This window comes from Neobacillus sp. NPDC093182, assembly GCF_044754045.1.
Genome location: NZ_JBIVOI010000012.1, coordinates 102,289 through 127,612 on the forward strand (window position 1 = coordinate 102,289; position 25,324 = coordinate 127,612).

The 25,324-nt window shown below is 37.9% G+C and carries 21 protein-coding genes; 4 read left to right on the forward strand and 17 right to left on the reverse strand.

Going from position 1 to position 25,324, the window contains the following annotated elements; genetic code table 11:
* Positions 1–154 precede the first annotated feature (154 nt).
* The 10 genes from ACIQAA_RS21075 to ACIQAA_RS21120 all read right to left on the reverse strand — a co-directional run bounded on the left by ACIQAA_RS21075 (position 155) and on the right by ACIQAA_RS21120 (position 14,698).
* Positions 155–1,768 carry a response regulator transcription factor gene (locus ACIQAA_RS21075; RefSeq protein WP_402623224.1) on the reverse strand — a complete coding sequence of 538 codons (1,614 nt, stop codon included), beginning with the start codon at positions 1,766–1,768 and terminating at the stop codon, positions 155–157.
* Positions 1,746–3,578, reverse strand: a complete 1,833-nt coding sequence (locus ACIQAA_RS21080) for a sensor histidine kinase (protein ID WP_402623225.1) — start codon at positions 3,576–3,578, stop codon at positions 1,746–1,748. Before ACIQAA_RS21080 ends, ACIQAA_RS21075 begins: the two co-directional genes overlap by 23 nt.
* Before the next feature lie 93 nt (positions 3,579–3,671).
* Positions 3,672–5,015 carry an ABC transporter substrate-binding protein gene (locus ACIQAA_RS21085; RefSeq protein WP_402623228.1) on the reverse strand — a complete coding sequence of 448 codons (1,344 nt, stop codon included), beginning with the start codon at positions 5,013–5,015 and terminating at the stop codon, positions 3,672–3,674.
* 101 nt (positions 5,016–5,116) lie between these two features.
* Positions 5,117–5,758 (reverse strand): YesL family protein, encoded by a 642-nt coding sequence (locus ACIQAA_RS21090; RefSeq protein WP_402623230.1) that lies wholly within the window; start codon positions 5,756–5,758, stop codon positions 5,117–5,119.
* A 178-nt stretch (positions 5,759–5,936) separates the two neighbouring features.
* The gene (locus ACIQAA_RS21095; RefSeq protein WP_402623233.1) at positions 5,937–7,349 is read right to left on the reverse strand and encodes a sigma-54 interaction domain-containing protein; all 1,413 of its coding nucleotides are present in this window, start codon (positions 7,347–7,349) and stop codon (positions 5,937–5,939) included.
* A 111-nt stretch (positions 7,350–7,460) separates the two neighbouring features.
* Positions 7,461–8,237, reverse strand: a complete 777-nt coding sequence (locus ACIQAA_RS21100; protein ID WP_402623235.1) for a 3-hydroxybutyrate dehydrogenase — start codon at positions 8,235–8,237, stop codon at positions 7,461–7,463.
* Between the two features lie 59 nt (positions 8,238–8,296).
* The gene (locus ACIQAA_RS21105) at positions 8,297–9,733 is read right to left on the reverse strand and encodes a GntP family permease (RefSeq protein WP_402623238.1); all 1,437 of its coding nucleotides are present in this window, start codon (positions 9,731–9,733) and stop codon (positions 8,297–8,299) included.
* A 404-nt stretch (positions 9,734–10,137) separates the two neighbouring features.
* Positions 10,138–11,763 carry an ATP-binding protein gene (locus ACIQAA_RS21110; RefSeq protein ID WP_402623240.1) on the reverse strand — a complete coding sequence of 542 codons (1,626 nt, stop codon included), beginning with the start codon at positions 11,761–11,763 and terminating at the stop codon, positions 10,138–10,140.
* A 144-nt stretch (positions 11,764–11,907) separates the two neighbouring features.
* A complete protein-coding gene (locus tag ACIQAA_RS21115) occupies positions 11,908–14,016 on the reverse strand; it encodes an MMPL family transporter (RefSeq protein ID WP_402623243.1) in 2,109 nt (702 codons plus the stop codon).
* A 109-nt stretch (positions 14,017–14,125) separates the two neighbouring features.
* Positions 14,126–14,698: a TetR/AcrR family transcriptional regulator gene (locus tag ACIQAA_RS21120; protein WP_402623246.1), complete on the reverse strand. Its 573-nt coding sequence runs from the start codon at positions 14,696–14,698 to the stop codon at positions 14,126–14,128.
* Positions 14,699–14,849: 151 nt separating this feature from the next.
* Here ACIQAA_RS21120 and ACIQAA_RS21125 point away from each other — a divergent pair, with 151 nt between their 5' ends.
* From ACIQAA_RS21125 to ACIQAA_RS21135, 3 genes are read left to right on the forward strand one after another with little or no spacing between them, the layout of a single operon-like run.
* A complete protein-coding gene (locus tag ACIQAA_RS21125; protein ID WP_402623249.1) occupies positions 14,850–15,572 on the forward strand; it encodes an ABC transporter ATP-binding protein in 723 nt (240 codons plus the stop codon).
* Positions 15,569–16,669, forward strand: coding sequence for an ABC transporter permease (locus ACIQAA_RS21130; RefSeq protein ID WP_402623252.1), 1,101 nt, complete (start codon positions 15,569–15,571; stop codon positions 16,667–16,669). Before ACIQAA_RS21125 ends, ACIQAA_RS21130 begins: the two co-directional genes overlap by 4 nt.
* 35 nt (positions 16,670–16,704) lie before the next feature.
* Entirely contained in the window at positions 16,705–17,352 is a 648-nt protein-coding gene (locus ACIQAA_RS21135) for a TetR/AcrR family transcriptional regulator (protein ID WP_402623255.1), read from the forward strand.
* A gap of 62 nt (positions 17,353–17,414) precedes the next feature.
* Here ACIQAA_RS21135 and ACIQAA_RS21140 read toward each other — a convergent pair whose 3' ends face one another.
* The 7 genes from ACIQAA_RS21140 to ACIQAA_RS21170 form a co-directional block, all read right to left on the reverse strand.
* Positions 17,415–17,777 carry a VOC family protein gene (locus ACIQAA_RS21140; RefSeq protein WP_402623257.1) on the reverse strand — a complete coding sequence of 121 codons (363 nt, stop codon included), beginning with the start codon at positions 17,775–17,777 and terminating at the stop codon, positions 17,415–17,417.
* Positions 17,778–18,246: 469 nt separating this feature from the next.
* Complete coding sequence (locus tag ACIQAA_RS21145; protein ID WP_402623259.1) at positions 18,247–19,629, reverse strand: L-cystine transporter; 1,383 nt, start codon at positions 19,627–19,629, stop codon at positions 18,247–18,249.
* Positions 19,630–19,901: 272 nt separating this feature from the next.
* Positions 19,902–21,329: a sensor histidine kinase gene (locus ACIQAA_RS21150; protein ID WP_402623262.1), complete on the reverse strand. Its 1,428-nt coding sequence runs from the start codon at positions 21,327–21,329 to the stop codon at positions 19,902–19,904.
* Positions 21,319–21,990, reverse strand: coding sequence for a response regulator transcription factor (locus ACIQAA_RS21155; protein ID WP_402623265.1), 672 nt, complete (start codon positions 21,988–21,990; stop codon positions 21,319–21,321). The genes ACIQAA_RS21150 and ACIQAA_RS21155 overlap by 11 nt, the downstream gene beginning before the upstream one ends.
* Positions 21,991–22,010: 20 nt before the next feature.
* Entirely contained in the window at positions 22,011–22,727 is a 717-nt protein-coding gene (locus tag ACIQAA_RS21160; protein ID WP_402623267.1) for a M50 family metallopeptidase, read from the reverse strand.
* Positions 22,728–22,805: 78 nt separating this feature from the next.
* The gene (locus ACIQAA_RS21165; RefSeq protein WP_402623270.1) at positions 22,806–23,474 is read right to left on the reverse strand and encodes a PspA/IM30 family protein; all 669 of its coding nucleotides are present in this window, start codon (positions 23,472–23,474) and stop codon (positions 22,806–22,808) included.
* A 5-nt stretch (positions 23,475–23,479) separates the two neighbouring features.
* Complete coding sequence (locus ACIQAA_RS21170) at positions 23,480–23,887, reverse strand: hypothetical protein (RefSeq protein ID WP_402623273.1); 408 nt, start codon at positions 23,885–23,887, stop codon at positions 23,480–23,482.
* Positions 23,888–24,093: 206 nt separating this feature from the next.
* Here ACIQAA_RS21170 and ACIQAA_RS21175 point away from each other — a divergent pair, with 206 nt between their 5' ends.
* Positions 24,094–25,290 (forward strand): MFS transporter, encoded by a 1,197-nt coding sequence (locus ACIQAA_RS21175; RefSeq protein ID WP_402623276.1) that lies wholly within the window; start codon positions 24,094–24,096, stop codon positions 25,288–25,290.
* The last annotated feature ends 34 nt before the right edge of the window (positions 25,291–25,324 follow it).

Below are 25,324 nucleotides of genomic sequence, written 5' to 3' on the forward strand. Positions count from 1 at the left end.
GTCTCACTCAGCTCGTTCATCCCGAGGAGTCAAGCGCCTTCCGCTCCAATCAACAGAGTGCAAAAATAAAGTTAGGTTTAACACAGCCAACAAATAAAAAGCCCAGTACCACAATGGACTGGACTTGATAAATCTATTCATCTATTATGAATACCTACGCCTTGCCTCCTCGATATTCGATAGGTGTAACTCCGACGTAGTTTTTAAATATCTTGATAAAGTAGCTCTGGTTATCGTACCCTAGCCGTTCACAAATTTTCCCTACTGAGTCTGTAGTTTGTTCGAGCAGTTCTTTTGCCCGATTAATCTTCATTTTTGTTACGTATTCTACAAACGTCTCACCCACTTCTTTTTTAAACAAGCGGCTGAAATAGCTTGGGTTTAAATATAAGTGGCTTGAAACCTCATCGAGGGTGATTTTCTTTTCAATATTCATCGTAACATATTTAAAAGCGTCTAAAATTTCTTTTCGTTTTGTCTGCTCATATACCTCTTTAACAAAAGTTAGAATCGACTTAAAGTAAATTAGCAGCCACGTTTTCAATTCATCTAAAAATTGGATCTCAAATATCTCATTATGCATGTATTCAACATTTTGCTGTGAACGAAATAATTGTAAGGCATGAAGCTTTACCCTTAAATCTAGTAATAATTTTAACACCCAATCCTTTACTAACTCTGGGGCGAATTGTTTATCCTCCAGAAAATTCACCCATTTACTAACGTACTCCGTGATTCTTGCTTCGTCTCTAAGCATAATGAGTTCCCTCATTTCTGCAGCAGCCTCATCGTACCTAGAAAACAGATCTTCCGTTGGTGTTTCCTGAGGTTCCTTCCGTTCAACGATTGAGCCTGGCTTCAGATAAAAACTCTGATGGCTGCAATTAATTAATTGTAATAATTCTTGCTTAACCTCTGGTAAATTCGTACAGCCATCACCGGTTATAAAAGAAAGTGAGATGTTTAATGAGCGTTTTAATGCGTGTTGAATCCTTTTCATGCTTTCAATCACTTCCGTAAGAGCACTTCTTTTTAAAATTAAGGATGAAGGGAAAAAGACAAATAGTTCCTTTACTCCATGTTGAAAATGGACTGCACCTGGATAGCATCGCTCTATTTCCTCTGCCACGACATTATTAATCGCAAAGTTCAACGTATCCTCTGATAAATATAACTCTTTTACTATACCGTAATTATGAATCATACCCAATGAGCCTATATATGCGCTTTGGTCTAGGTGAAGACCTAACGACTTGGCCTCTGGAAGCCAATTATCCTCATTAATATCTGGTTGTTCAATCGTTTTCTTAATGAACCTTTCTTTTACACTTTCTTTGTTTTGTATAAACAAATTCTGGATTTGAAGGTGCTTGTTCAGTTTATTATTCTGTTCATCCAGTGTATCCTTAAATTTCTTGATTAATATACGAAAATCAGCAGGATCAAAGGTGTCTTTGATTAAGTAGTCCTGGACTTGTAGTTTTAATGCCTGCTGTGCAAATGCAAAATCAGCATGGCAGGATAATATAGCAACCTTTAGATTTGGGTTTTTGTCTTTTAATCTTTTTGTTAGTTCAATCCCATTCATTTTAGGCATTCCAATATCCGTTATTAAAATATCAGGCATTTCACTCATCGCTTTTTCAAAGGCACTGGCACCATTCTCGTGTGTACTTTGAAGTGATACACCGAGCTGTTCCCACTCTATCGTCTCAGATAACAGCTGTATTACTGGATAATCATCGTCAACTAGCATTACTTTGTACATCAGAAATATTGCCCCCTTTTTGAATCGTCAATATCACCTTTGTGCCTTCACCGGGCAAACTCTTTATATCCATTCTAAAAGCGCCTCCAAAGGTTATAAACATTCGTTCATACACATTGGATAACCCTAAAGAGGAAAATCCTTTGTTATTTGTTTGATGGTTATCCTCCGTACCAATGGATTGCCCTAGCTTTCTTTTTAATTGACTTAATGCAGCCTCGTCCATCCCCTGACCATTATCTTCAATCATAATAACCAGTTGATTGTCCCTTAATTCCGTTCTTAGCACGATGGTTCCGGCACTTTGATTGAGACCGTGGATAATGGAATTCTCGATAATGGGCTGCAGGATAAAGCGCGGAATTTGAAGCGTATACGCTTCTTCGTGAACAGAAATTTCAACCTTTACTTGTTCTTTTTGCCTCATATTCATGATGTTAATATAATCTAAGACAATTTGGACTTCTTCACGAAAGCTAATGATTTCTTTGTTTTTATCGATGGTCATTCTCAATAATTTCGACAAGGAACTGATCATATTTGCACTTTCCTGGTCACCTTTTACTAATACCTTCATGCGAATAGAATTGAGGACATTGAAAAGGAAATGTGGATTTATTTGTGCCTGCAGCATATCAAGTTCTGCTTTTCGTTTTCTTTCCTGTGTATGTGTAATTTCCTTGATCATTTCATTTACGCGGTCAAGCATAAGGTCGAAAGATTCAGATAGCCTTCCCACCTCATCCCTGCTCCGAAGGCGGGAACGAATCGCTAGATTTCCGCGTTTAACTGCCTCTGCTATTTTTCCTAAATGGACAAGTGGTTTCGTAATGGTTCTCAATAGAGAGGCCATTAGAATAAGAAACATGGTAAATGAAACAATCTGTACGGTAAAGACTTTACTAAATATTGAATTAATTTGGTTTACAGCCTGCTTATAGGGAACGAGGGATACAAGCTTCCATCCCGTAAATGAAATATCGTGTTCAGCAATCAAGTAATCCTTATTCGATACCTCAAAAATATTGGAAGAATTATTCTTTTTTAGCTGGTCACTATATTGGAAAGTTCCACCAATTTCTTCATGATCACGGTGTGAAAGGATTTTATTGGATGAATTTAAAATCATCATCTCTTCATGTCCCTTCATATTCTCAAAGATTTGGTTAATCTTATTTTCCATAATTGTAACAATTACATATCCATAGATATCCTGATTCTGATCTCTTAACGTTCTTGCCACGGATATTTGATAAGGATTATTCCTTTTATCCGACCTAAACACGGTTGGCTTGCTTTCAATCCAAATAGATTCATATCCTTGTAATGTATTTAACTTCTTAAACCAGTCTTCACGAACTAATTGGCTGGGGTCAAAATCATAGGTAGCGTAATTTTTATATGATTTACCATTCTTTAGAAGAATGGTTACATACGATTTCTCTCCTACTAGCGTGATATTTTCAATGGTTTTATTGATTTTACTATCATCCATGTATTGTTCATAATCAGTGTTAGTTACAGTCTTACTTTGCGCTTTTTCCTTTAAAATGGTATTCATTTCTGCATCTAGCTGAACAAAGTTGGTAATATAAAGCATATCTTCTAATAACTTCTCGACATATTCATTGGCTATCGTAAGCTCTCTGTATGCATTTGTAAGCGCCTGTTCCTTCAACGTATCTTTTGTTAAATAGTTATAGATAGATAAGGAAATCGTAGCGGGAATAATTAAGCAAATAATAGAAATGAAAATAACTTTAAAACGAAAAGAATGGGGCGCCAGCATACGCTGTTTACCCTCTTTCATATGCAGACCACCCTTCTAATAGAAAGATGGGGTTGTAAGCATTTACAACCCCTTTTCTTTCCATTATTCTATTATTCTGTCATAATGTCCATACTATTTGTTGCTGTCAATAACTTCCTGGAATCTTTCTTGAGAGGCCTTAATTGTTGCATCGATATCCTGCTCACCAAAGATTAGCTTTTCGTATTCCTCATTTATTACTTTATAAAGCTCAGACTGATACGAAACTGGTGAAATGATTTTTGATGATTTTGCATTGGTTAAAACATTTACTAGAGAATCTTTATCAACCTTCTCAGGATTTTTTGTTCCACTCAGAATCTTGTCAATAATATTTGTTAATTCACTATCACTTACTTTATTCCATGAAGGAATATTCTTCCCTTGAACAATTTGCCCTTCTGTTGTGTACCAGCGAATGAATGTATATGCAGCTTCTTTATTCTCTGACGTGTTTGCAACTGACATAAAGTCTGTGGTTACTGGTGTATAACCGCCCTCATCGCCGCTTTTATTTTTTGGATATGGAGCAACTGCCACATCAAATTCTAATGGGAACTGGTCAGTACCGCCAAGTTCAGTATTCATCCAGCTTCCGATAAGAATTGAACTTGCATCTTGACCGAAGAACTGGTTACGGTAATGAAGTTTTTGAGATAAGATATCTGTGTATGGAACAGAAGACTTGTCTTCTTTTTCCATTTGTACTCTTAGTTCAAGAGTCTTCTTGAATAACGGATTGTCTAGATTTGATTTACCATCGGCAGTCGTAAATTCAGTGTTATCCGCTTCACTAGCAAGTGCAAGCTTCATAAACTCCATCCAGCCGCCGCCTTGTGGTCCGTGGAAGTAAGTTCCATAATGATCTTTTGTTGTCATAGCCTTTGCATATTCTGCGAATTCATCCCATGTCCATTCTTTTGGCACCTCAAGACCAGCTTCAGTTAAATGGTTCTTATTAAGAAGAACGTACCATGGATTAAACTTACCTGGCAGTGCATAATACTTTCCATCAATCTGTGTATCAACTTTATATTCTTCCGTAACCTTGAATTTAATAAACTCATCAATTGGTGCAACCATTCCCATGCTTACACGCTGTGCATAACTTGCTGGATCACTGAACATAAGTACGTCTAATTGTTCTCCAGAAGCTGCTGCTAAGTCTAGCTTTTTAAGTGATTCCTGTGTATCTCCCTTTTCACTGAGGATGACTAATTCTACTTTGATGTTAGGGTACTTTTCTTCAAATGCTGCGATAGTGCTTTTCCAGTTGTAGGAAGCTTCATTTCCATGAGTGTGGAATTTGATGGTAACTTTTTCGTCCTTTTTTGGTTCTGACGATGTTTTCTCCTCACTTCCGCCGCCGGAACAGCCAGCTAGGACTAAACAAAATAACATAGTAAAGATTAATAACGACCAAATCTTTCTCTTCATTCCTTTTCCCCCTCAATGTTTTAACTATCAATTATCTGAAAACCCTTACACTGAAAGTTTAACAAATTCAAATTTATAACTAATACCAATAAATTTACTCATTATAATACTTTTTTGACTACTACATTAAAATCCTTGGCTATTTTACTAAATAATAAATTAGAAATATACATTAGTACATAACTTAAACCGCTTCCGAAAAAAAGAAGTCCGATGCCATGGAAGAAAATACTGATAACAAAAACACAAATCGCTGCTGAAATCATGACCATTGTGTATAGTGGATAGGAAATTCCGAGCAAAAAGGCTGCTTCAATATATTGCAGCGTTTTATATTCATATTGAACATAAACCGGAAAAATAAATAACATTACAGTCATAAATAGAAAAGCAGCACCTATTAAACAACCTATTAAAATGGGATATAAAGATCCTTGTATTGAGCTGATTAGACGCCAATCTAAGAATAAAACAATACTAATTCCCAGCAAGATAAATCCCAGCTGATTTGCCTTCCAGAACTCTTTTTTATATGTTGCCATGAAGAATGAGAATACTGGTAATTCCGTTTCTCCTTTTAACCATTTACGAATGATTGTGAACATGGTTACTGTGGAAGGGGCAGCCCCAAAAACAAACAAACCAAGCCCCATAAATAGCAGCCATAGAAGATTAATATAGGCAAGTCGAGTAATCCATTGGCAAATTCCGTGGAATCTCCCCATCCATACTGATGATTCCATACCTTGTATTCTCCCCCTTTTAAATTCACTTTCAACATTTCTTATAGTTTAATAAAAAAAATTTGATTTGTTTAAACACTTTTTTGACCTCTTTTGCGAAATTCTTTACATCTTTACTTTTTTTAGTTACTTTACCTCTAAAAAAAAGCAGCCTCCTAAGTAGGAAACTGCCCTAATATCAATTAATATCATGTATTCTGCATTTCTCGTAAAATCTTGTTTTGCCTATTTCTAGTAACCTTGCCGCTTCCTGCTTATTTCCATTGGTGACCGACAGTGCATTTAGAATGGCTTGTTTCTCCACTTGTGCAAGTGTTTCTTTCAATGGCTGGATAGGTATTTCAGCTGCCTTTCCTAACTCATTCTCATTCAATTTTTCAAGATTACTGCCGGTTTCCTGATCCCGTAAATATAATGGCAGGTGTGCTACTTCTATTGTGTCTCCGTCTAAGACATTGATAGACCTTTCTAGAACATTCTCGAGTTCCCGTATATTCCCTGGCCACTTATGCTGATTCAGTCTCTCTACTACTTTAGCAGATAGTTTAATACCTTTACGATAGAATTTTCTTTCTAATTTTTCTAATAGATTGTACGCTATTAACTCGACATCGCCATTACGCTCCCGAAGTGGAGGGATTTCAATTTTAATTACGTTTAACCGGTAATATAAATCTTGACGGAATGTTCCTTCTTCTACCATTTCCTCTAGATTCCGATGTGTAGCTGCAATAATGCGGACATCTACCGCAATTGATTTTTGACTGCCGACTGGCAGTATTTCACGCTCCTGTAAAACTCTCAAAAGCTTACTTTGCATCGCGAGGGGCATATCACCGATTTCATCGAGAAAAATCGTCCCACGATTGGCTATTTGAAAATGACCCTTCTTACCGCCCTTTTTAGCTCCAGTAAAGGCACCTTCATCATAACCAAACAATTCCGATTCAAGTAAGTGTTCGGGAATAGACGCACAATTTATTGGCACGAAAGGGAAAGGTGCACGCATGCTGTTATTATGAATGGCAGAAGCAAATAATTCCTTACCCGTACCCGATTCTCCAAGTAATAAAACCGCTGATTGACTGCTAGAAACTCTTTCAGCTAATTTTTTGACTGCCTTGAAATTAGGACTATTCCCAATTAGGTCACTGAAGTAATATTTACTTTTACTATTTTTTTCAGCTTTTGTTTTATAATAGTTCACTTCTTCAACAAGATGCTGAATTTTATTTTTGTATAATAACCAATCCTCAGGATTGCGAAACATGACGGTTCCGACAGCTCCTACTAATTCACCATCAATGATAAGCGGATATCGGTTTGCAATCATTTCACTGCCGTTAATGGGCTGCACGGCGGCCAGCTCTTTTTGTCCGGTTTTCGCGACGATATGCATCCTTGAGTTCTCAATTACATCTTGAGCAGGCTTTCCTATAGCTTTTTCAACCGTGGTGCCAAGAAATTCACAATAAGCTGCATTGATATAAAGAATAATACCCTCACGATCAACAACAACAATCCGTTCACCTGCAAGATTAATAATTTCTTCAATCCAATGATGTGGGATTTTTTCCGTTCCTAGTTTCATATCTTTTCACCTTGGCAGATTAGTTTTATCTTCATTATATCAAAGAGGCTTGGTTAATCATCAAAAAAGAATAAAAGAATCCTGTTCGGTAAACCGAGCAGGATCTCTTTTCTATTGAACCGTATAACCGCCATCAAGAATAACGGCCTGACCTGTAACTCCTCGTGCTTTGTCACTAGCCAAGAAAGCAGCGTAATCGGCTATTTCAGATACCGCTAACAGCCTTTTTTGAGGTACAAGCGTAAGAAGGACATCATCAATGACACGTTCAAGACTAACATTTCTTGTGATAGACAGGTCTTTAAGCTGGTTTCTAACTAATGGTGTATCAACATAACCCGGGCATAATGCATTGACAGTGATTCCATGTTGAGCGCCCTCTAAAGCCGCAACCTTTGTTAATCCAATCACTCCGTGCTTCGCACTATTGTACGCTGCCTTACCGGCAAAACCAATTACTCCGTTAATCGATGCCATATTGATGACTCTTCCAAAGCCCTGTTGTTTCATGATCGGGAACACATGTTTAATCCCAATAAACGGAGCCGTGAGCATGACCTTTATTAAAAATTCGAATTTTTCAGTAGGGAATTCCTCAATTGGTGAAACGTACTGAAGACCAGCATTATTCACTAAAATATCAATTCTTCCAAATCTGCCATGTGCCGATTCCAACGTATTCTTGAATGCCTCCTCGTCCGTGACATCACAAGGAGCAGAAAATGCTTCATACCCTTGCTCTCTTAGTTCATTTGCAACCGAATCACTTTTTTCTTTATTCAAATCAGAAATGACCACTTTTGCTCCCTCTTGTGCAAAAGTCTTAGCAATTTCTAAACCTATTCCACTTGCAGATCCAGTAATAAACGCTACTTTTCCTACTAACATGTTGACCCTCCTAAAATAACTAATTACTAATTTAATAATCTATGCTCTGTTACTTCCTTTTATACAAGTCCTAAGAAAGTATAGATGGCAATAACGAAGAAAACAGCTACTGTTTTAATAATCGTAATCGCAAAAATATCACGATACGACTGTTTGTGAGTTAATCCTGTTACAGCTAAAAGTGTAATAACCGCACCATTGTGTGGAAGTGTATCCATACCGCCTGACGCCATCGCAACAACACGGTGCATAACTTCAGGTGGAATATTGGCTGCGGCAATGGCCTGATTGTATTTATCAGCCATTGCCCCTAGCGCAATGCCCATACCACCAGATGCTGAACCCGTTACACCTGCAAGTGCACTAGTTGTAACAGCACCGTTTACAAGCGGATTGGAGAAAGTCGTTGAAATTCCATCACTAATTTTTGCAAATCCTGGAAGAGCAGCAATAACCCCGCCAAAACCATATTCAACACTAGTGTTCATAGTTGCAAGTAGTGAACCGCCAATACTTTGGTTAAGTCCTTCTTTAAACTTATGTGTTACCCGCTTCCAGTCATATAGAAGAGATGTGATGATTCCAACAACCAATGCCATTTCAATAGCCCAGATGGCAGCACTAGCTGCGACGTCTACTGTGTATGGTAAACCTATCGCTTTAAAATCAAACCCATTTGGATACCATTTCGGTATAAAAGTAATGAATAGTTTATTGGTAACACCTACAAGAATAAGTGGAACGAATGCTAAAACTTGTCTTAAAACAGATTGATTTGAAGTTAAATCAGGTGCTCCTTCTTCTTTTTCTTGAATTAAGTCTTTTGCCAACGCAGCGGCATTCTCAGCACCGAAGCCATAATAGCCTTCTCCTGCTTTTTCTGCCTTTTTCCTTCTCATTTCCAAGTACAATAAGCCAAGAGTTAAGACGAAAATCGCACCTATGATACCAAGGATTGGTGCCGCATAAATGTCTGTTTTAAAGAAAGCAATTGGAATAACGTTTTGAATTTGTGGCGTTCCTGGTAGGGCATCCATGGTGAATGTGAAAGCACCAAGTGCAATGGTTCCAGGAATAAGTCTTTTAGGGATATTTGCTTCTCTAAACATTTGAGCTGCAAACGGATAAATAGCGAATACGGCAACGAATAAACTTACTCCGCTATATGTTAAGATTGCTCCTAGTAAAACGATGGTAAGCATGGCACGCTTTGCACCTAATATACGAACAATAGTCTTCGCAATGGATTCGGCAATCCCTGACATTTCAACTACCTTCCCAAAGATCGCACCTAGTAAAAATACTGGGAAGTAGGATTTGATGAACCCGACCATTTTTTCCATAAATACACCGGAGAAAAACGGCAAAACTTGACTTGGATCAATAAATAAAACAGCTAAAATTGCACATAATGGAGCGAATAAAATAACCGAAAAACCACGGTAGGCGGCGAACATTAGCAGTCCAAGCGCCAAAAGAATAACAATTAAATCCATTTAAATCCCCCTAAACCTTTTATTTTGCAAGCCTCAAACAAAATACCCCTTATCGTAAGCGTTTTCATCCAATGCCAACACTTATATAAATGCAAGTTCCATGCCAATTTTATTTTTTTAATTCTAAATAATAATAATATTCTTTCTTATCATACTATTTAATACTATTATCCAGTTGGTTACCATCATAAAACTAGCAACATAATTTGTTGTTTTTTCCGGAAATACGGAATAACGAGAATTGAAGATTCCGGAATTCCGGAAATTTTCCGCAATTCCGGAATCAACTTTATTATTTCAGTTCCACTATATGAAAGAGGTACGCCATCAAAATAGCGAAGCCCTCTGGAGCTGGACAATTGAAAAAGAGGAACACCTTCCCTGCCGGAAAGTGCTCCTCTTTTTTAACCTGCCAAAGGTAATTTTATTTCAACTAACGTTCCCTGTTTTGCTTTACTTTGATAGGTAATACTTCCATGGTGCTGTTTAATAATTTTATTACAAATCATTAATCCAAGTCCGGTTCCCTTTTCTTTTAAACTATAAAAAGGTTCACCTAAACGAGGCAAAATTTCTTCTGGTATACCACAGCCTTCATCTTGAAAAGAAAGAACACATTGACCATCTTCTCCTTTTTGAAGATTAATCCTAATATTTCCTCCTTCAGGCATGGCCTCTATTGCATTCTTTAGAACATTTAGGAATACCTGTTTTAATTGATTCTTTTCTCCGATTATAAAAAATGGCGATTCCTCAACATATAGTTGAAATTCAATATTTCCCATATGCGCTTGCGGGGAAAGCAGCTCAAGAGTATTCTCCACCAATTCTCTTAAGTTCGTACGATGAAGTTGTATAGCCTGGGGTTTTCCTAAAGTTAGCATTTCACTGGTGATCGTTTCAATTCGTCCAAGTTCACTTAGGAGCAGGTCATTTATTTCATCAGCACCGTTTTCCCATTTATAAAGCTGTATAAAGCCTTTAATCGTGGTAAGGGGATTACGGATTTCATGGGCCACTCCTGCTGCTAACTCACCGACAATCGATAATTTCTCAGATTGCAAGAGAATTTCTTCTGCCTTTTTACGCTCAGAAATATCACGGCTGATAATCACAATATGTTCAACTTCACCATTTTCGCCCTCTACAGGGACGCACCTGGACTCAAATTCAATCCATTGACCTTGTTTATGGTTGAGACTAAATTCAATTGATTTCAACTCTTTATTTTCAAACATTCCGTCAATGGTTTTTTTAAACAACTCAACATCATCAGGGTGAATGAACCTGCATATTTTAACCGCTTCCAATTCATTGGCTTGATAGCCTAAAACTATTTCATGAGATGGAGAGAAATAAGTAAGATTATGACCTTTATCCATGACCATAATTAAGTCGGATGTATTTTCAGCAATCAGCCTGTACTTTGATTCACTTTCCTCAACCATCTTATACATATCTGATAATCTATTGTTCAGTCTATAGAGCTTTAAGTAGGATTCAATCAGTAATACCCCAATAACTACGCCTAAGATCACAAAGAATACATATTGAAGATGGAAGAATGGTTTATCTCTAAATACATTAAAAATAACAGGAACGGTAACAAAATAAATGAATAAATAAATCCCGGATAAAATAACCGTTCTTTTTATAGATGAAAGTTTTTTTATATACATATGCATAAGGGAGAAACCTGACATCAAACATATCCAGCCGATAATAGCTGTGTCCCAATGACCGCTTGAGAGCAGTCTTGCCAGTAAACCAAATGCTCCTGTAATAATTCCAGCGATTGGACCTAAGTAGGCAAATACCAGAATCACAGGTGCATAGCGAATATCGTAGGTATACCCCTGCTCCTGAATAGACAGCATAATGAGAATAATGGCAACAATTCCTCCATAACAGCCTGCCCACAGACGGAAATTTTTTAGGGGTTTATGATTAATGAAAGAACGTATTACTAATGGTGTACTAACCAAGAGTGAAAAAATGGACAGATTTACGATATAATCTATTAAAAACAATGAACTCCCACCCAAGAAATCATACTTTTCACTCTATAATAAACTAGAATTTTCTCTATTACTATATGTAATTTTTTATTTTAAATGGAATTTAACCCCAGAAAAAAGAGTACCAAAGATAGGGATTCTTTGGTACTGCTTTTTTTAGTGAACTTCCTGTGCTGCTTCTGGTTTATCTTTTTCAAATAAGACGATCAGAGCTGGTAAAAGAATCCCTCGTATTAGGAACGTATCTAATATAATTCCCACTGCGACAATGAAGCCAAATACAAACAATAATTGGATTGGCTGGGTCATCAACACAGCAAAGGTTGCTGCTAGAATGATTCCCGCAGATGAGATCACCCCGCCTGTATTGGCCACAGCAATCTCTACTGCCTTTTTCACAGAATGCTTTCTCCTTTCTTCCATAAATCTCGAAATGAGAATGATATTGTAATCAATGCCAAGTGCGACTAAAAAGACAAATGAATAAAGCGGCACACGATTACTGATCGTATCAATATCAAAGAATAGACTGCTTAAGAACATACCCAGTCCGACAGCTGCCAGGAAGGATATGAGAATGGTCCCCATCATATAGATTGGCATTCTAAATGACTTTGTCAAAATAATCAACATGACAAAAATCAAAAGTGATTCGAGCAGAACAATCACAATTAAATCCCTGTCATTCGTGGCACGGTCATCCACTTTTTTTGCTGTTTCTCCTGCAAAATAAAGTTCTCCGTCCAGATTACTTTCTGCCGCTAATTTATCTGCATTGTCTCGCATTTTCTCCAATGCATCCATTGTTTCTACGGCATATGGACTTTCCTCAAATGTGAGGCTATATTGAATCACTTTGTTATCAGAAGTGTTTCCATTTAGACGGACGTTACTGACAAGATTTTGATCTTGAAGCTTTTCAAGCAATGCAGCTTGCTGTTCAGGTGTAACTTCTTCAGTAGCTTCTAACAATGCTGTTGTTTGAGCTAGATTACCTTTTTCAAACTTTTCTTCTAATATTTCATAGCCTTGTCTTGAAGGCATATCCTTTGGAAATGACTTCATGGTATCGAATTCATAATTCAGATTCAGCATATTTAGGGCAGATGCTAGAAGTATGATCCCAATCACGGAAGCTGAAACCACTGGTTTTTTTACGACAAATTTGCCAATATTACTCCATGAAGAGCTGGATTTAACTGTTTCTTCACCCACTCTTGGAATCTTTGGCCAAAAGGATTTTCTCCCAAACAAGGTAAACAAGGCTGGTACTAGTGTAATGGACGCCAGCATAATAACAAGCATGGCTGCAGCAAACACCGGTGCAAAATTACGATAATCTCCAAATTCAGCAAAGAACAGGACCAGCATGGCAGCTAAGACCGTTCCCCCTGAGAAAAAAACCGGCATACCAGTTTCTTTCATCGCATGTTTCATTGCATCAAATTTGCTTTCAAATCTCTTCAATTCTTCTCGGTAGCGTGAGAAGACAAATAGGGAATAATCGATGACCGCTGCATACAAAAGAATCGTCATAATTGAAAACGTTTGGCTGCTAATGAGCAAGCCAGCCTTCCCCATCAAACCTAATATCTGATTCACAACCTGGTAGACAAATGCTGCTGCAAACAGCGGAATCAAAGCCAATAATGGAGAACGGTAAATCACGATTAATAAGATTAAGATTAATCCAACAGTTGAAAATAATAAAACTAAATCAGCACGGGAAAAGAGATTAAGAGAATCCACCGCAATTCCTGCTGGACCGGTAGTATATAATGTTAAGTCTGTATTTTTCTCAACAATTTCATCAATTTGTTCTAGCGATGTTCTGATTTCCTTTGACTCCAATGAAGATTCAAACGTTAATGGAAGGATCAAAGTACTTTGATCTTTAGAGAAAAAACTTGCGGTAGCTTGTGGCGGCAATTTAGTTAAAGGAACATATTCTTTTACCCCTTCAACTTGATCTAATTTTTCAAATAATGGGTTTAAATCTGATATTTGCACTTTATCGTCATCAGATTGAAAAACCAGTATGGCTGGTATTCCTTCATTATTTTTAAAATATTCATCGACCTTATTCTGAGCAATGATAGATTTTGCATCTGCAGGAATAGTGTCAATACTTGATACTTCGTATTCTTTAGCACTTGGGGCTAGGACAGACAACAGTATGGTTACTAAAAGCCAGATTCCAAGTGTAATCCACATTCCCTTTTTTGAGGTAACCCGGTCTGTTACTGGCTGTAAGAATGAATTCATGCTTTCGTTCTCCTTCACTTGAGTATAAGTGACACATTTGTAACTTTAGACAAAAAAATAACTGACACAATATCACTTTCATTATCTTTCAAAGTTACACTTGTGTCAATTACTTGTTCATGAACATTCCATGACTAATAACTTCCTTTATTGAATCAATCCAATCTGCCTTCGAAATTCCAAAATGATTGGGAATTGCTACTGTTTGAAGAATAAATCCAATAATTAATCCATCAGGGATATGTTTTTTTAATTTTCCTTCTTCCTTACCTAATAGGATAAATCTTTGTAAAAATTTGTACATGTCTAAAGGCAGCTTCTCCAGCTTTTCTTTATTTGTAAGGGTCGCCTCCATCCTTGCCATAACGTGCTGCGCAGCTCTGATTAATTCGTGTACTTCCGTCTTTTTGAAAATAAGATCAATCAGAAAGTCGAATTGCCTTTCAAAACCTTCAAGATTTTCAATTTCTTTTAATTCATGAAGAAATTCTTCCATTTCGTAAATCATAAAGTCTGTAATTAACTCTTCTTTATTGTCGTAGTATTTATATAAAGCAGCTCTCGAAACCTCCATCCGGTCCGCCAAAAGACTGAATGTAAATCCGTCATATCCATGCTGAAGGAGCAGCTGCTTCGCCTCATGAAATAACTCTACTGTATTAAATTTCCGTTCACGCGCCATCCATTTACCCCCTGAGATACTATGTGAGAATAGTATAACATATTGAATAAAAATTTTATGCTAAGTCAATGCAAGAGGCCTATTGACCTATGATATATATTTGTTATACTCGGAGTGAGTAATCACTCATTTTAGAGAGGATTGATTAACCATGTCATCAACTATAGTCATAAATGAAGTGAGTAAACGTTTCGGAAAAAAGTTAGTTCTCAATCAAATTAGCTTAACCATTGTGCCGGGACAAATTTTTGGACTCATTGGGCCTTCCGGTTCAGGCAAAACAACCTTGGTAAAGATTATCACGGGCATGGATTCTCCCAGCCAAGGTGACGTTCAAGTATTGAATACACCTGTTCCAAATTTAAAACTATTGCAGAGAATCGGCTACATGGCCCAAACTGATGCCTTATACACTGATTTAACGGGAGAAGAAAATCTCGCTTTCTTTTCCTCCCTTTTTAAACTAAAAAAGGATGTCCAAAAAGAACGGATTACCTATGCAGCAGATTTAGTGAATCTTACGGCAGATTTGAAAAAGAAGGTCCAAAACTACTCAGGAGGTATGAAACGACGGTTATCTCTTGCAGTGGCATTAATACAAGATCCTGAGGTCCTTATTCTAGATGAGCCGACTGTCGGAATTGACCCCGAGCTAAGACAGTCCATTTGGGCTGAGTTATATCGTTTAAAAAATGAAGGGAAAACCATTTTAGTAACAACTCATGTTATGGATGAAGCAGAAAAGTGCGACTGTCTCGCTATGGTACGTGATGGAGAAATTATCACAAGCGGATCACCTTCGGAATTGAAAAACCAATATGGGATTACAAGTTTAGAAGAGGTATTTTTAAAAGCAGGGGGTAACCAGCAATGAGAATAACAGCCATGGTAAAACGGATATTTCACCAAATGTTACGTGATAAACGGGCTTTAGCATTGATGATGGTCGCCCCATTACTCGTTTTAACTCTGCTGAATTATCTGCTTTCTGGAAATACAGTTGATCCCCGACTTGGTGTAATCAATGCAGATGATAAACTAGCAGAGAGATTAAAGGATAGCGATATTACCGTATTCCAAGTTGAAGAGAACACAAAAGACATCTTACTTGAAAAAGACTTAGATGGGGTTCTTCATTTTGATGGCGAAGACTTTTCTTTGACCCTTACAAATGACCAGCCTAATACGGCAAAGACTTTACAAGCAAAAGTTCTACAAGCAATTTCAGCTGAAAAGTCAGAAGAACAAGCGTTGAATTTTTCCACATTCATGAAAGATATTCAGAGTAAGCTGCCAATGGATCCGGTAAAGATGAAGATAATAAAAGCACCTGAACTGAATACCTCTTATATCTATGGAAATGAAGATACCATCTTTTTTGACCAGTTAAGCCCGATACTAGTTGGATTCTTTGTCTTCTTCTTCGTTTTCTTAATTTCTGGGATTGCTTTGCTGCGGGAACGTACTACTGGTACCCTTGAACGATTACTGGCCACACCTATCCAAAGAAGGGATATTGTTTTTGGTTATTTGGTGGGATACGGTTTATTTGCATTGGTGCAAACCATTATTGTGGTAACGTATGCAGTTAAAGTATTAGATATTACGCTGGCAGGTTCATTCTGGAATGTTGTGATCATTAACTTAACCCTTGCCCTTGTCGCGTTGTCCCTTGGTATTCTTTTATCAGCATTTGCTAATTCAGAGTTTCAGATGATGCAATTTATTCCGATTGCGATTATCCCTCAGGTCTTTTTTGCTGGTATCTTCCCGTTTGAGTCCATGGCTGGCTGGATGCAGATTCTTGCTAAATGCATGCCGATGTATTATGGTGGCAACGCGTTAGTGGAGGTTATGTATAAAGGTTCAGGATTAAGCGAAATCACAAACGACCTTCTGGTCTTGTTAGGCTTTGCCCTTGTCTTCATTGTTTTAAATGTAGTAGCATTGAAGAAATATAGAAAGATTTAATATGGTTCATTTTGTGATGTATAAAGGAGTATATAATGACTGAAGAAGAATTAATGCTGCAGCAGTTATTTGATGAAGATAAATTGACAGATAAGCAGAAGAAAATCATTGTAGCCGCGATTGAAACCTTTTCTGAAAAAGGCTATGCGGCTTCTTCTACAAGTGAAATTGCTAAAAAGGCAGGAGTAGCGGAAGGAACCATCTTTCGGCATTATAAAACGAAGAAGGAATTGTTGGTTTCGATTGTTGCACCGCTGATGACAAAGTTTATAGCTCCATTAGTGGTAAAGGACTTTAATAAAGTACTAGATCGGGAATTTGAAACAGTAGAGGAGTTTCTGCGGGCAACGATAGACAATAGAAGAGACCTTCTCATCCGAATGCTTCCTGTGGTGAAAATCATGTTTCAAGAGATCCCTTTTCAGCAGGAACTGCGGGAACAATTTCTTGATCTCGTCGTAAAAAATATCTTTAACCGCGTTGAGAGAGTTATTATAGGCTATCAGGAAAAAGGGCTTTTGATTGATATGCCTCCGGAAAGTATCGCAAGGTTAACCATTACCAATATACTTGGCTTTTTATTCTCACGTTATATTCTTTTTCCGCAATTGGAATGGGATGATGAACTTGAAATTGAGCGGACCATTCATTTTATCATGCATGGAGTAGGGAAAAAGAATTAAGTACAAGAGAAAGTCCCCCCAATGGTAAGATTGAGGGGACTTTCTTTTGTGTGGTGTATTTTTTATCCTTTTAACAGGAACTCATTACCGTCTTCGTCATTGAACTGTACAAAGGTTCCCCATTGCATTTCCTGGGGCTCACCTTTGAAATTGACTCCATTGGCTTTCATTTTCTCGTAACTTCCCTTTACATCTTCACAAGCAAAAACAATGGAAGCCATTCTGTTCTCATGACCCTGCATCATTGACTTAGGGTAGATAACTAGATGTGTTTGTGCATTTGGGGGTGCTACCTCAAGCCAGTGTGCATTTGGCCCCATAGGATATTCCGCGTACACCTCAAAACCAACCTTGTTTGTCCAAAATTCCTTTGCTTTTTGCTGATCCTCTACATAAACTGCAACAGTTGCGATATTAGTAATCATATGTATATCCTCCTTAAACATCTTTCAAAACCTATGATATCAGTAATTCAAAGTAATACCAAGACTTCCCTAACCTTTTAATCAAACGTTTGATTAGTTTATTAACCGATTTAATCAAACGTTTAATTAGTTTTCATGGAAGGGTATTATTTTATAATAAAACCCACTATTCCCAAGGGTTGAAGACCATTTAATCAATCGTTTGATTAGTTTACCTCCCAATCTAATCAAACGTTTAATTAGTTTTTAACCCATAAAAAAAACTGGATAGCCCAATCGGCCATCCAGTAAATCCCAAAGTGTCCATACCACACGGACTGTGTCCACGAGTGGTGCCTGTCACCAGGGTGACACCTAAAGGTGTTCACCTTGGTGACACCTAAAGGTGTTCACCTTGGTGACACCTAAAGGTGTTCACCTTGGTGACACCTAAAGGTTGTTCATCTTGGTGACACTTTTTTCATCCTTTTTATGCTTCAACAATATTTGGTTGTTGATATACTTCTTTATCGAATTCACCTGTTGCTTTGCTTGTTAAGACTCCGGATGTGATAGATCCACTAACGTTTAGGGCTGTACGTCCCATGTCGATTAGCGGCTCAACTGAGATTAGGAGACCCACGATGGCAACTGGAAGGTTCATAACAGATAGAACGATTAACGCTGCGAATGTTGCTCCGCCGCCCACTCCTGCTACACCGAATGAACTAATGGCTACAACAAGAATCAATGAAATAATAAATCCAGGGCTTAGCGGATCAATTCCTGCTGCTGGTGCAACCATAACCGCTAACATGGCTGGATACACCCCAGCACATCCATTTTGACCGATTGTTAATCCAAATGAACCTGCAAAGTTTGCAATCCCTTCAGAAACACCTAGGTCTTTCGTTTGCGTTTTAATCGTTAAAGGCAGTGTTCCTGCACTTGAACGCGAAGTGAAGGCAAATGTTAAAGTTGGTAAAGCCTTCTTCACAAAATTAACTGGGTTAATTTTTGCGATTGCTAATAACAATAAATGAACAATAAACACAAGAATAAGTGCTACATAAGAAGCGATAACAAACTTTCCTAATTTTACAATCGCGTCATAGTTACTTGTTGCTGCAACCTTTGTAATAATCGCTAAAATGCCATATGGCGTTAAACGAAGGATTAACGTAACAATTCTCATAGTAACCACGTATAGAGAATCAATAATCTTTGCGAAAAGTTCAGCATGTTCTGGCTCTTTACGTTTTACTCCAAGGTAAGCAACGCCGATAAAAGCCGCAAAGATAACAACAGCAATCGTTGAAGTTGCACGAGCACCTGTTAAATCACTGAATGGATTAGCAGGGAAAAACTCAAGAATTTGTTGAGGAATAGTCATTGATTCGACCGTAACGATTCTTTCCTCTAAGGCAGCATTTCGTGCGGCTTCTTCTTCACCTTCAGTCAGTTCTATACCATCAAGACCAAATCCTAATGATGTACCAATACCGATTGCTGCAGAAATAGCAGTGGTTCCAAGTAATATTCCAATTACAAGGATGCTGATTTTTCCGATATTCTTGGTTAATTTTAATTTTGTAAAAGCTCCTACAATTGAAATGAATACAAGCGGCATAACCACCATTTGTAGTAACTTAACGTAACCTGATCCTACAATAGTAAACCATGCAATTGATTCCGTTGTAACCTCGGAATCAGTACCATAAATTAAATGAATAATAAAACCAAAAATAAGACCTAAACCTAAACCAGTGAATACACGTTTTGAGAATGATACATGTTTCTTTGCCATCATGCGTAAACCGACCATGAGTAAAAGCAATACTGCAACATTCACAATAATAAGAAATGCATTCATCTTGTTCCCCCCTTATGTTATATATATTTCATGTTGCGTAAATTAGTCTATGAAAATATTAGTATATATATTCCTATCAGTCAAGTCGGAATAATATGTTTTTTATTCTAACACTTTGATGAAAACCTCCTCCTAACTATTAAAAACAGAGGGAGATTTAAACACCTATCACCTAATAATAAAAATATGCCTGCTCCTTAAGAAGGATCAGGCATTTTTCATTCGGAACTGTCCGCCTCAGGTGGAAAGTCTCCACGAGCGGTGGACACCTTTTAGGTGTCACCTTGGTGACAGGCACCATTATTTTTTAGCGGAATTCGAATGGTAAATTCTGTTCCAAGTCCGATTTCACTCGAAATGTTGATTGTTCCTTCATGTGTTTCTACAATCCATTTGGCAATGGATAGTCCCAATCCATGCCCTCCCATTTGCCGTGAACGGGATTTGTCTGCTCGGTAGAAACGTTCAAAAACGCGATGGTAATCCTCTTTTTTAATTCCGATACCCGTATCCTTTACTCTGATACACAGTTCCTGCCCTTCCCTTGAAAGTAAGAGCCACACTTCGCCTTTATTCGGTGTGTATTTAATGGCATTGTCCAATAGAATATACAGCAGTTGAGATAATCTTTGCGGGTCTCCCATTGCAACAAGTGAATCGGGAGCTTCTAAATGCAATCTAATTTGTTTTGATTCTGCCAATGACTGGACAGATTCAATCGCTTTCTCCGCATGAGGAAGAAAGTCAAACGTCTCGGTTCTCCGTTCGATGATATTTGAATCTGAACGTGCTAATGTTAACAAGTCACTTACCAAATTTGTCATCCGCTTCACTTCCTGCCTCATATTGGAAAGCAGTTTACCGGCAAATTCCTCCTTCTTCGTATCAATCGTCATTTCAATGGCGTCGAGAGAAGATAACAGCACACTTAAAGGAGTTCGCAGCTCGTGCGATGCATCTGCAACAAACTCCCGCTGTCTCGTAAAAGCTCTGCTAATCGGATTCATAGCTTTTTTGGACATGGCTGCACTAATGAAAAGCGCAACCCCTACAAACACAAATCCAATTATTAAAAGAATAATCAAAAGCCAATGGAAAAGCTGGTAAGCAAAGGTAATATCCTTGCCAATAAACAATTTACCAACAAAACGGCCATTATTAAATATCGACTGGCTGGCAATGATTAGGCGGATATCTCTCTCGGGCTCACGCTGAAAAAATTCGCCCGGTTTTCCTCTGCCCTTCTCGTTTCCTTCTAGATGTAGTGTCTCCTTAAGAATCTCTCCATCTTTGAGGCCTCTTCGATTCAAAATATCTAGCACTGCAGATCGTATTCGCTGATCTGCTTCGTTTCCCATAATCAATTCTCCATTTGAATTCACAACATAATAAAAAAGCTGGTTTACTCCGGCAAACACGACCTCTTGGTTTTCAATCCCGCGAAAATCACTTTTTTCATTAGTTGTTAAATAATCCTCTAGGAAACCTGCTTCCTGCTTCACTAATGTTTCAAGTTCAGTCTCCTGATTCCTAAGAATACTAAAATAAAGGACTGAATAAACAATCATAATAAACAGGATCAGAAATAGAATAAGCAATCCGCTATAAATACGGGTAAGCCGGCCTTGAGTACTTTTGAAAACATCTTTCTCACCAAGGTTTGTTAATAAGCGGAAGAATGAAAGCAGATTAGTTTTCAAGCTTATACCCTACCCCTCTTACACTTTGTATTAACTCTTGTTTCCCCGCCTTATCTAATTTTTTCCGGATTAGCTTTACGGTTGCATCAATCGTCTTAGGCGCAACATCAGAATCCAGCCCCCAAATTCGCTCAAGAATCACCTCGCGCGGGATGACTTGTCCTTTATTTTGGACCAATAAGTCTAATAGTTGATACTCGCGAGGACTTAACTGGATTTCTTCGTTCCCGAATCGAACAAATTGGCCGTTTCGATTCAGCACTAGATCCTGTAACTTAATTTCCTCTTCTAATAGAGGTGCATAATTACGCCGTGAAAGAGCCCGCAATCGTGCCTGCAATTCCCCTATTTCAAAAGGCTTAACAAGGTAATCATCAGCTCCGGAATCCAATCCCTTAATTCGGTCTTCTACTGTATCCTTGGCAGTCAACATCAGGATCGCTCCCGGATATCCTTGTTTCCGTAATCGCCGGCAGACATCCACTCCATCGCCGTTGGGCATCATCCAATCCAGGATTAAGACATCATAGTGTGCATTGGAAGCGTAATAATACGCATCCTCCCCTTCCATCACCCACTCTACCTTGTAACCCGTTTTCGTTAGCATATATACAATTAATTCACCTAGCTGCGAATCATCTTCTGCCAATAAGATTTTCATAATCTAGAAACTCCTTTTAATCAGGTGATAAACTTCTCCATTACCTGGATGATCTCTATCAACTCAAATCTTATCATAGCTGCCTTAAAATTTAGAACTTTACTGAAGATAAAATAAGCTGCAAAGAGCGACTGGCCCAGTAAGGCGATTCCACAAATAATAGCTGGTACCCTTGCTATTTTTGCTAAAGCTCCCGGTTTTCCTCCTGTCTTAAAACTTTGTCCTATTACTTGTAAGGCATTAATAATAGCTTGAATGAGAATAAGTGAGGATAAAAAGATACTTATATGCATAATCGCTGCTTCATTTCTGAAATAAAGCGGTACAGCTAATAGCGCGACAAATGATAACGCCCATAATACCCCAAAAAAGTTTCGAATCCAGAGTAAAATAGAGATCATCATTAGACCGATAAAGAAATATATAACCCAATCAAACTTATTAAATGATAGTAAATAAAATAACCCCATGGCTAGTATCAATGTACCCGTATATCCAATATAAACAATCATTACCTTTTTGATTTTCGAGTCGACAATGCTTGTTGTCTCACCTGATCCGTTTTTGTACAATTTAATCTTATTGGATTTTCCTTCTCTCGTAACAACAACTGCTAAAACATGAATGATCTTCTCAATTAGTGTATTACATAGAGAAAAATAAACTCTAAACATAGGAAGCCTGCTAATAGCCAGTGCCGCGGCCAAATATAGCAGTATAAGGCTTGAAGTACTCACGTTGAATTCTCCTTTCCATTTATATAAAGAAAAAGAAGCACCAATCCTGCAAAGAGTGCTTCCTTTCTCTCGTTATCCTTACAACGTCACTTTTTCACGCTTTAGTTTTTCAAGTTCCTTTTCGAGTTCTTCTTCTCTTACATAGTTTTTAAATACAGCGTCATGCTGCGCTAAAGGACTGGAAAATTGACTGCCAGCTTGTACCTGAGCCTCCATCAACATAATACGCTCTTCCGCACGTGCCACTCCTCTTGCAATGTTATCTGTTTGGAAGGAAACAGTCGCTTTTTGAATTTGTTTAATTGACTGAGCCACATTTGCCCGAGAAGCTAATAAAATTTTCTTATGCTGCAATTCATTATAGGTTTCCTTCAATTGGTTCAATTTTTCTATTAAAATTTGAGTCTGTTCTTTGATTGCCTCAAATTGCTGCTGATACAGGTTAAACTGTTTTTCATGAAGTAGTTTTTCCTGAACCGCTAATTTCGCAATTGTATCCTCTTCTTGTTCAATGGCAAGTTTAGCCTGACGCGTTCTTTTTGCTATTAATTCTTCTGTTTCCAGCAGTAAAGCTGCTTGTTTTTTCTCAACAAGGCATTGCTGTGATAAAGCCTTTTGGCCCTTTAGAATTTCCTGCTCCAATTCCCTTGAATATTCATTCAACATTGCAATTGGATCTTCCATCCCATCTAATAATCCATTAATTTCAGCCTTCGTAATTGTTTTTACTCTTTTAAAAATACCCATTTTTACTATTCTCCTTTTTTTGTTATATTTTTTTCCCACTGGTCTAACATGCTTGCATTTTGATTGATGATTGGAATATGTGAACCTACTACAGGTGTATCAATGAACTGTTGCATAGCAGAATTTTTTGCTTTCCTTCTCACCCATTTCACGATTAGAACTAAAACTGCTAGTCCAATAATCAGAAATAATAAAAGTCCAAGCCAAGAAAAATCCCCTCCGTGATGAGGACCCTTCATAAACTGGTGAGGTCCCCTTCCTCCATGGTGCCCCCGCCCTTCAGGTCGAAACCCATTTTGGAACACCACATTGGTTTGATGTCCTCCTAGTAGATGCAGGAAGAAATTAATTACAACCAGTACAGCAGTAATCATTACACCCCAGATAATGGCTAGCTTAACTCTAGTATTCATCGCTATCTTTCCTCCTTTCGTTCTTGATAGTTTGAAGTTTATCGGACAATGGTGAAAACTTGGTGAAAGGAGGACAAGTACTAAAAATTTTTTAAAAAAATTTGTTCCATTGCACATATATAAAAGAAGTTATTCAATTCTATTAACTATTAGATTATGATAGTGATTGGATGAATTTATATTAATAGACTGAGAGGCTTTTGCCTATGTGGAAAAACAGAAATGTTTGGATTATTTTAACAGGGGAATTTATCGCTGGTCTTGGCTTATGGCTTGGGATTATTGGAAATTTAGAGTTCATGCAGGAAAAGATACCGTCTGATTTCTTAAAATCACTTCTTATGGCCACAGGTTTAGTAGCAGGGATAGTTGTTGGCCCTTATGCAGGCAAAATTACCGACGAAAAAAGTAAAAAGACAGTCATGCTATGGTCTGGGTTATTGCGTACTATCAGTGTCGTCTTCATGCTTATTGCGATCGCTACAGGATCTGTTTGGTGGATGCTTGTCTTTTTCGTAACTATTCAGATTTCCGCTGCTTTCTACTTTCCAGCACTGCAAGCTGCGATACCTCTTATTGTAAAAGATAAGGATTTACTCCAGCTCAATGGAGTTCATATGAATGTGTCCACCCTTTCACGGATTATCGGGACTGCCGTTGCAGGGATTCTCTTAGTACTCCTTCCCTTATCCATGCTCTATATTGGTTCTCTTGCGGCCTACCTAGGATTACTTATCCTAACTTGGTTCCTAAACTTTGAGGAAAATAATAATAGTTCTTCAGCAAAGAAGAATACCAATGGAAAAACTAGTTTTAAAGATGTATTACCTGTTATAAAGGGTCTGCCGATTGTCTTCATGACCCTATTGATGACGCTGGTGCCGCTTTTGTTTCTAGGCGGATTCAACCTTTTGGTGATTAACATTAGTGAACTCCAGGATAGTTCTGCTATCAAAGGCTGGATTTATGCGGCAGAAGGAGTTTCCTTTATGATAGGTGCCTTTTTTATTAAAAAAATCAGCGATAATTTCTCGCCTTACAAGATTTTATTTGGCAGCTCACTCCTGGTTGGTTTTTCCCAGATTATGCTTTATTTTGCGGACGTTTTTGCCGTAACCATAGCAGCTTTCCTCGTTTTCGGTTTTTCAGTCGGCTGCTTTTTTCCAACGGCATCGACGATTTTCCAAACAAAAGTGCCAAAGGATTTTCACGGAAGATTTTTCTCATTCCGCAACATGCTGGATCGGATAGGGTTCCAAGTCGTTCTGCTTTTGACTGGATTCCTCCTGGATTTTATTGGCCTGCAGTTAATGTGTGTCCTTTATGGCGGACTAACGGTCATTATTACGATTATCTTTTATTTGAAAAATAAACAGTTTCGTACCACTAAACTTGAGAATTAACGAAGGCACCATCCATTTTGGATGATGCCTTTTA

Coding starts and splice junctions, on each gene's coding strand:
- ACIQAA_RS21100 (WP_402623235.1), bottom strand. CDS start 8,237: ATGTTAGTAGGAAAAGTAGCGTTTATTACTGGATCTGCAAGTGGAATA.
- ACIQAA_RS21170 (WP_402623273.1), bottom strand. CDS start 23,887: ATGAATACTAGAGTTAAGCTAGCCATTATCTGGGGTGTAATGATTACT.
- ACIQAA_RS21075 (WP_402623224.1), bottom strand. CDS start 1,768: ATGTACAAAGTAATGCTAGTTGACGATGATTATCCAGTAATACAGCTG.
- ACIQAA_RS21125 (WP_402623249.1), top strand. CDS start 14,850: ATGTCATCAACTATAGTCATAAATGAAGTGAGTAAACGTTTCGGAAAA.
- ACIQAA_RS21145 (WP_402623259.1), bottom strand. CDS start 19,629: ATGAATGCATTTCTTATTATTGTGAATGTTGCAGTATTGCTTTTACTC.
- ACIQAA_RS21105 (WP_402623238.1), bottom strand. CDS start 9,733: ATGGATTTAATTGTTATTCTTTTGGCGCTTGGACTGCTAATGTTCGCC.
- ACIQAA_RS21120 (WP_402623246.1), bottom strand. CDS start 14,698: ATGGCGCGTGAACGGAAATTTAATACAGTAGAGTTATTTCATGAGGCG.
- ACIQAA_RS21165 (WP_402623270.1), bottom strand. CDS start 23,474: ATGGGTATTTTTAAAAGAGTAAAAACAATTACGAAGGCTGAAATTAAT.
- ACIQAA_RS21155 (WP_402623265.1), bottom strand. CDS start 21,990: ATGAAAATCTTATTGGCAGAAGATGATTCGCAGCTAGGTGAATTAATT.
- ACIQAA_RS21115 (WP_402623243.1), bottom strand. CDS start 14,016: ATGAATTCATTCTTACAGCCAGTAACAGACCGGGTTACCTCAAAAAAG.
- ACIQAA_RS21135 (WP_402623255.1), top strand. CDS start 16,705: ATGACTGAAGAAGAATTAATGCTGCAGCAGTTATTTGATGAAGATAAA.
- ACIQAA_RS21140 (WP_402623257.1), bottom strand. CDS start 17,777: ATGATTACTAATATCGCAACTGTTGCAGTTTATGTAGAGGATCAGCAA.
- ACIQAA_RS21090 (WP_402623230.1), bottom strand. CDS start 5,758: ATGGAATCATCAGTATGGATGGGGAGATTCCACGGAATTTGCCAATGG.
- ACIQAA_RS21080 (WP_402623225.1), bottom strand. CDS start 3,578: ATGAAAGAGGGTAAACAGCGTATGCTGGCGCCCCATTCTTTTCGTTTT.
- ACIQAA_RS21175 (WP_402623276.1), top strand. CDS start 24,094: ATGTGGAAAAACAGAAATGTTTGGATTATTTTAACAGGGGAATTTATC.
- ACIQAA_RS21095 (WP_402623233.1), bottom strand. CDS start 7,349: ATGAAACTAGGAACGGAAAAAATCCCACATCATTGGATTGAAGAAATT.
- ACIQAA_RS21130 (WP_402623252.1), top strand. CDS start 15,569: ATGAGAATAACAGCCATGGTAAAACGGATATTTCACCAAATGTTACGT.
- ACIQAA_RS21085 (WP_402623228.1), bottom strand. CDS start 5,015: ATGAAGAGAAAGATTTGGTCGTTATTAATCTTTACTATGTTATTTTGT.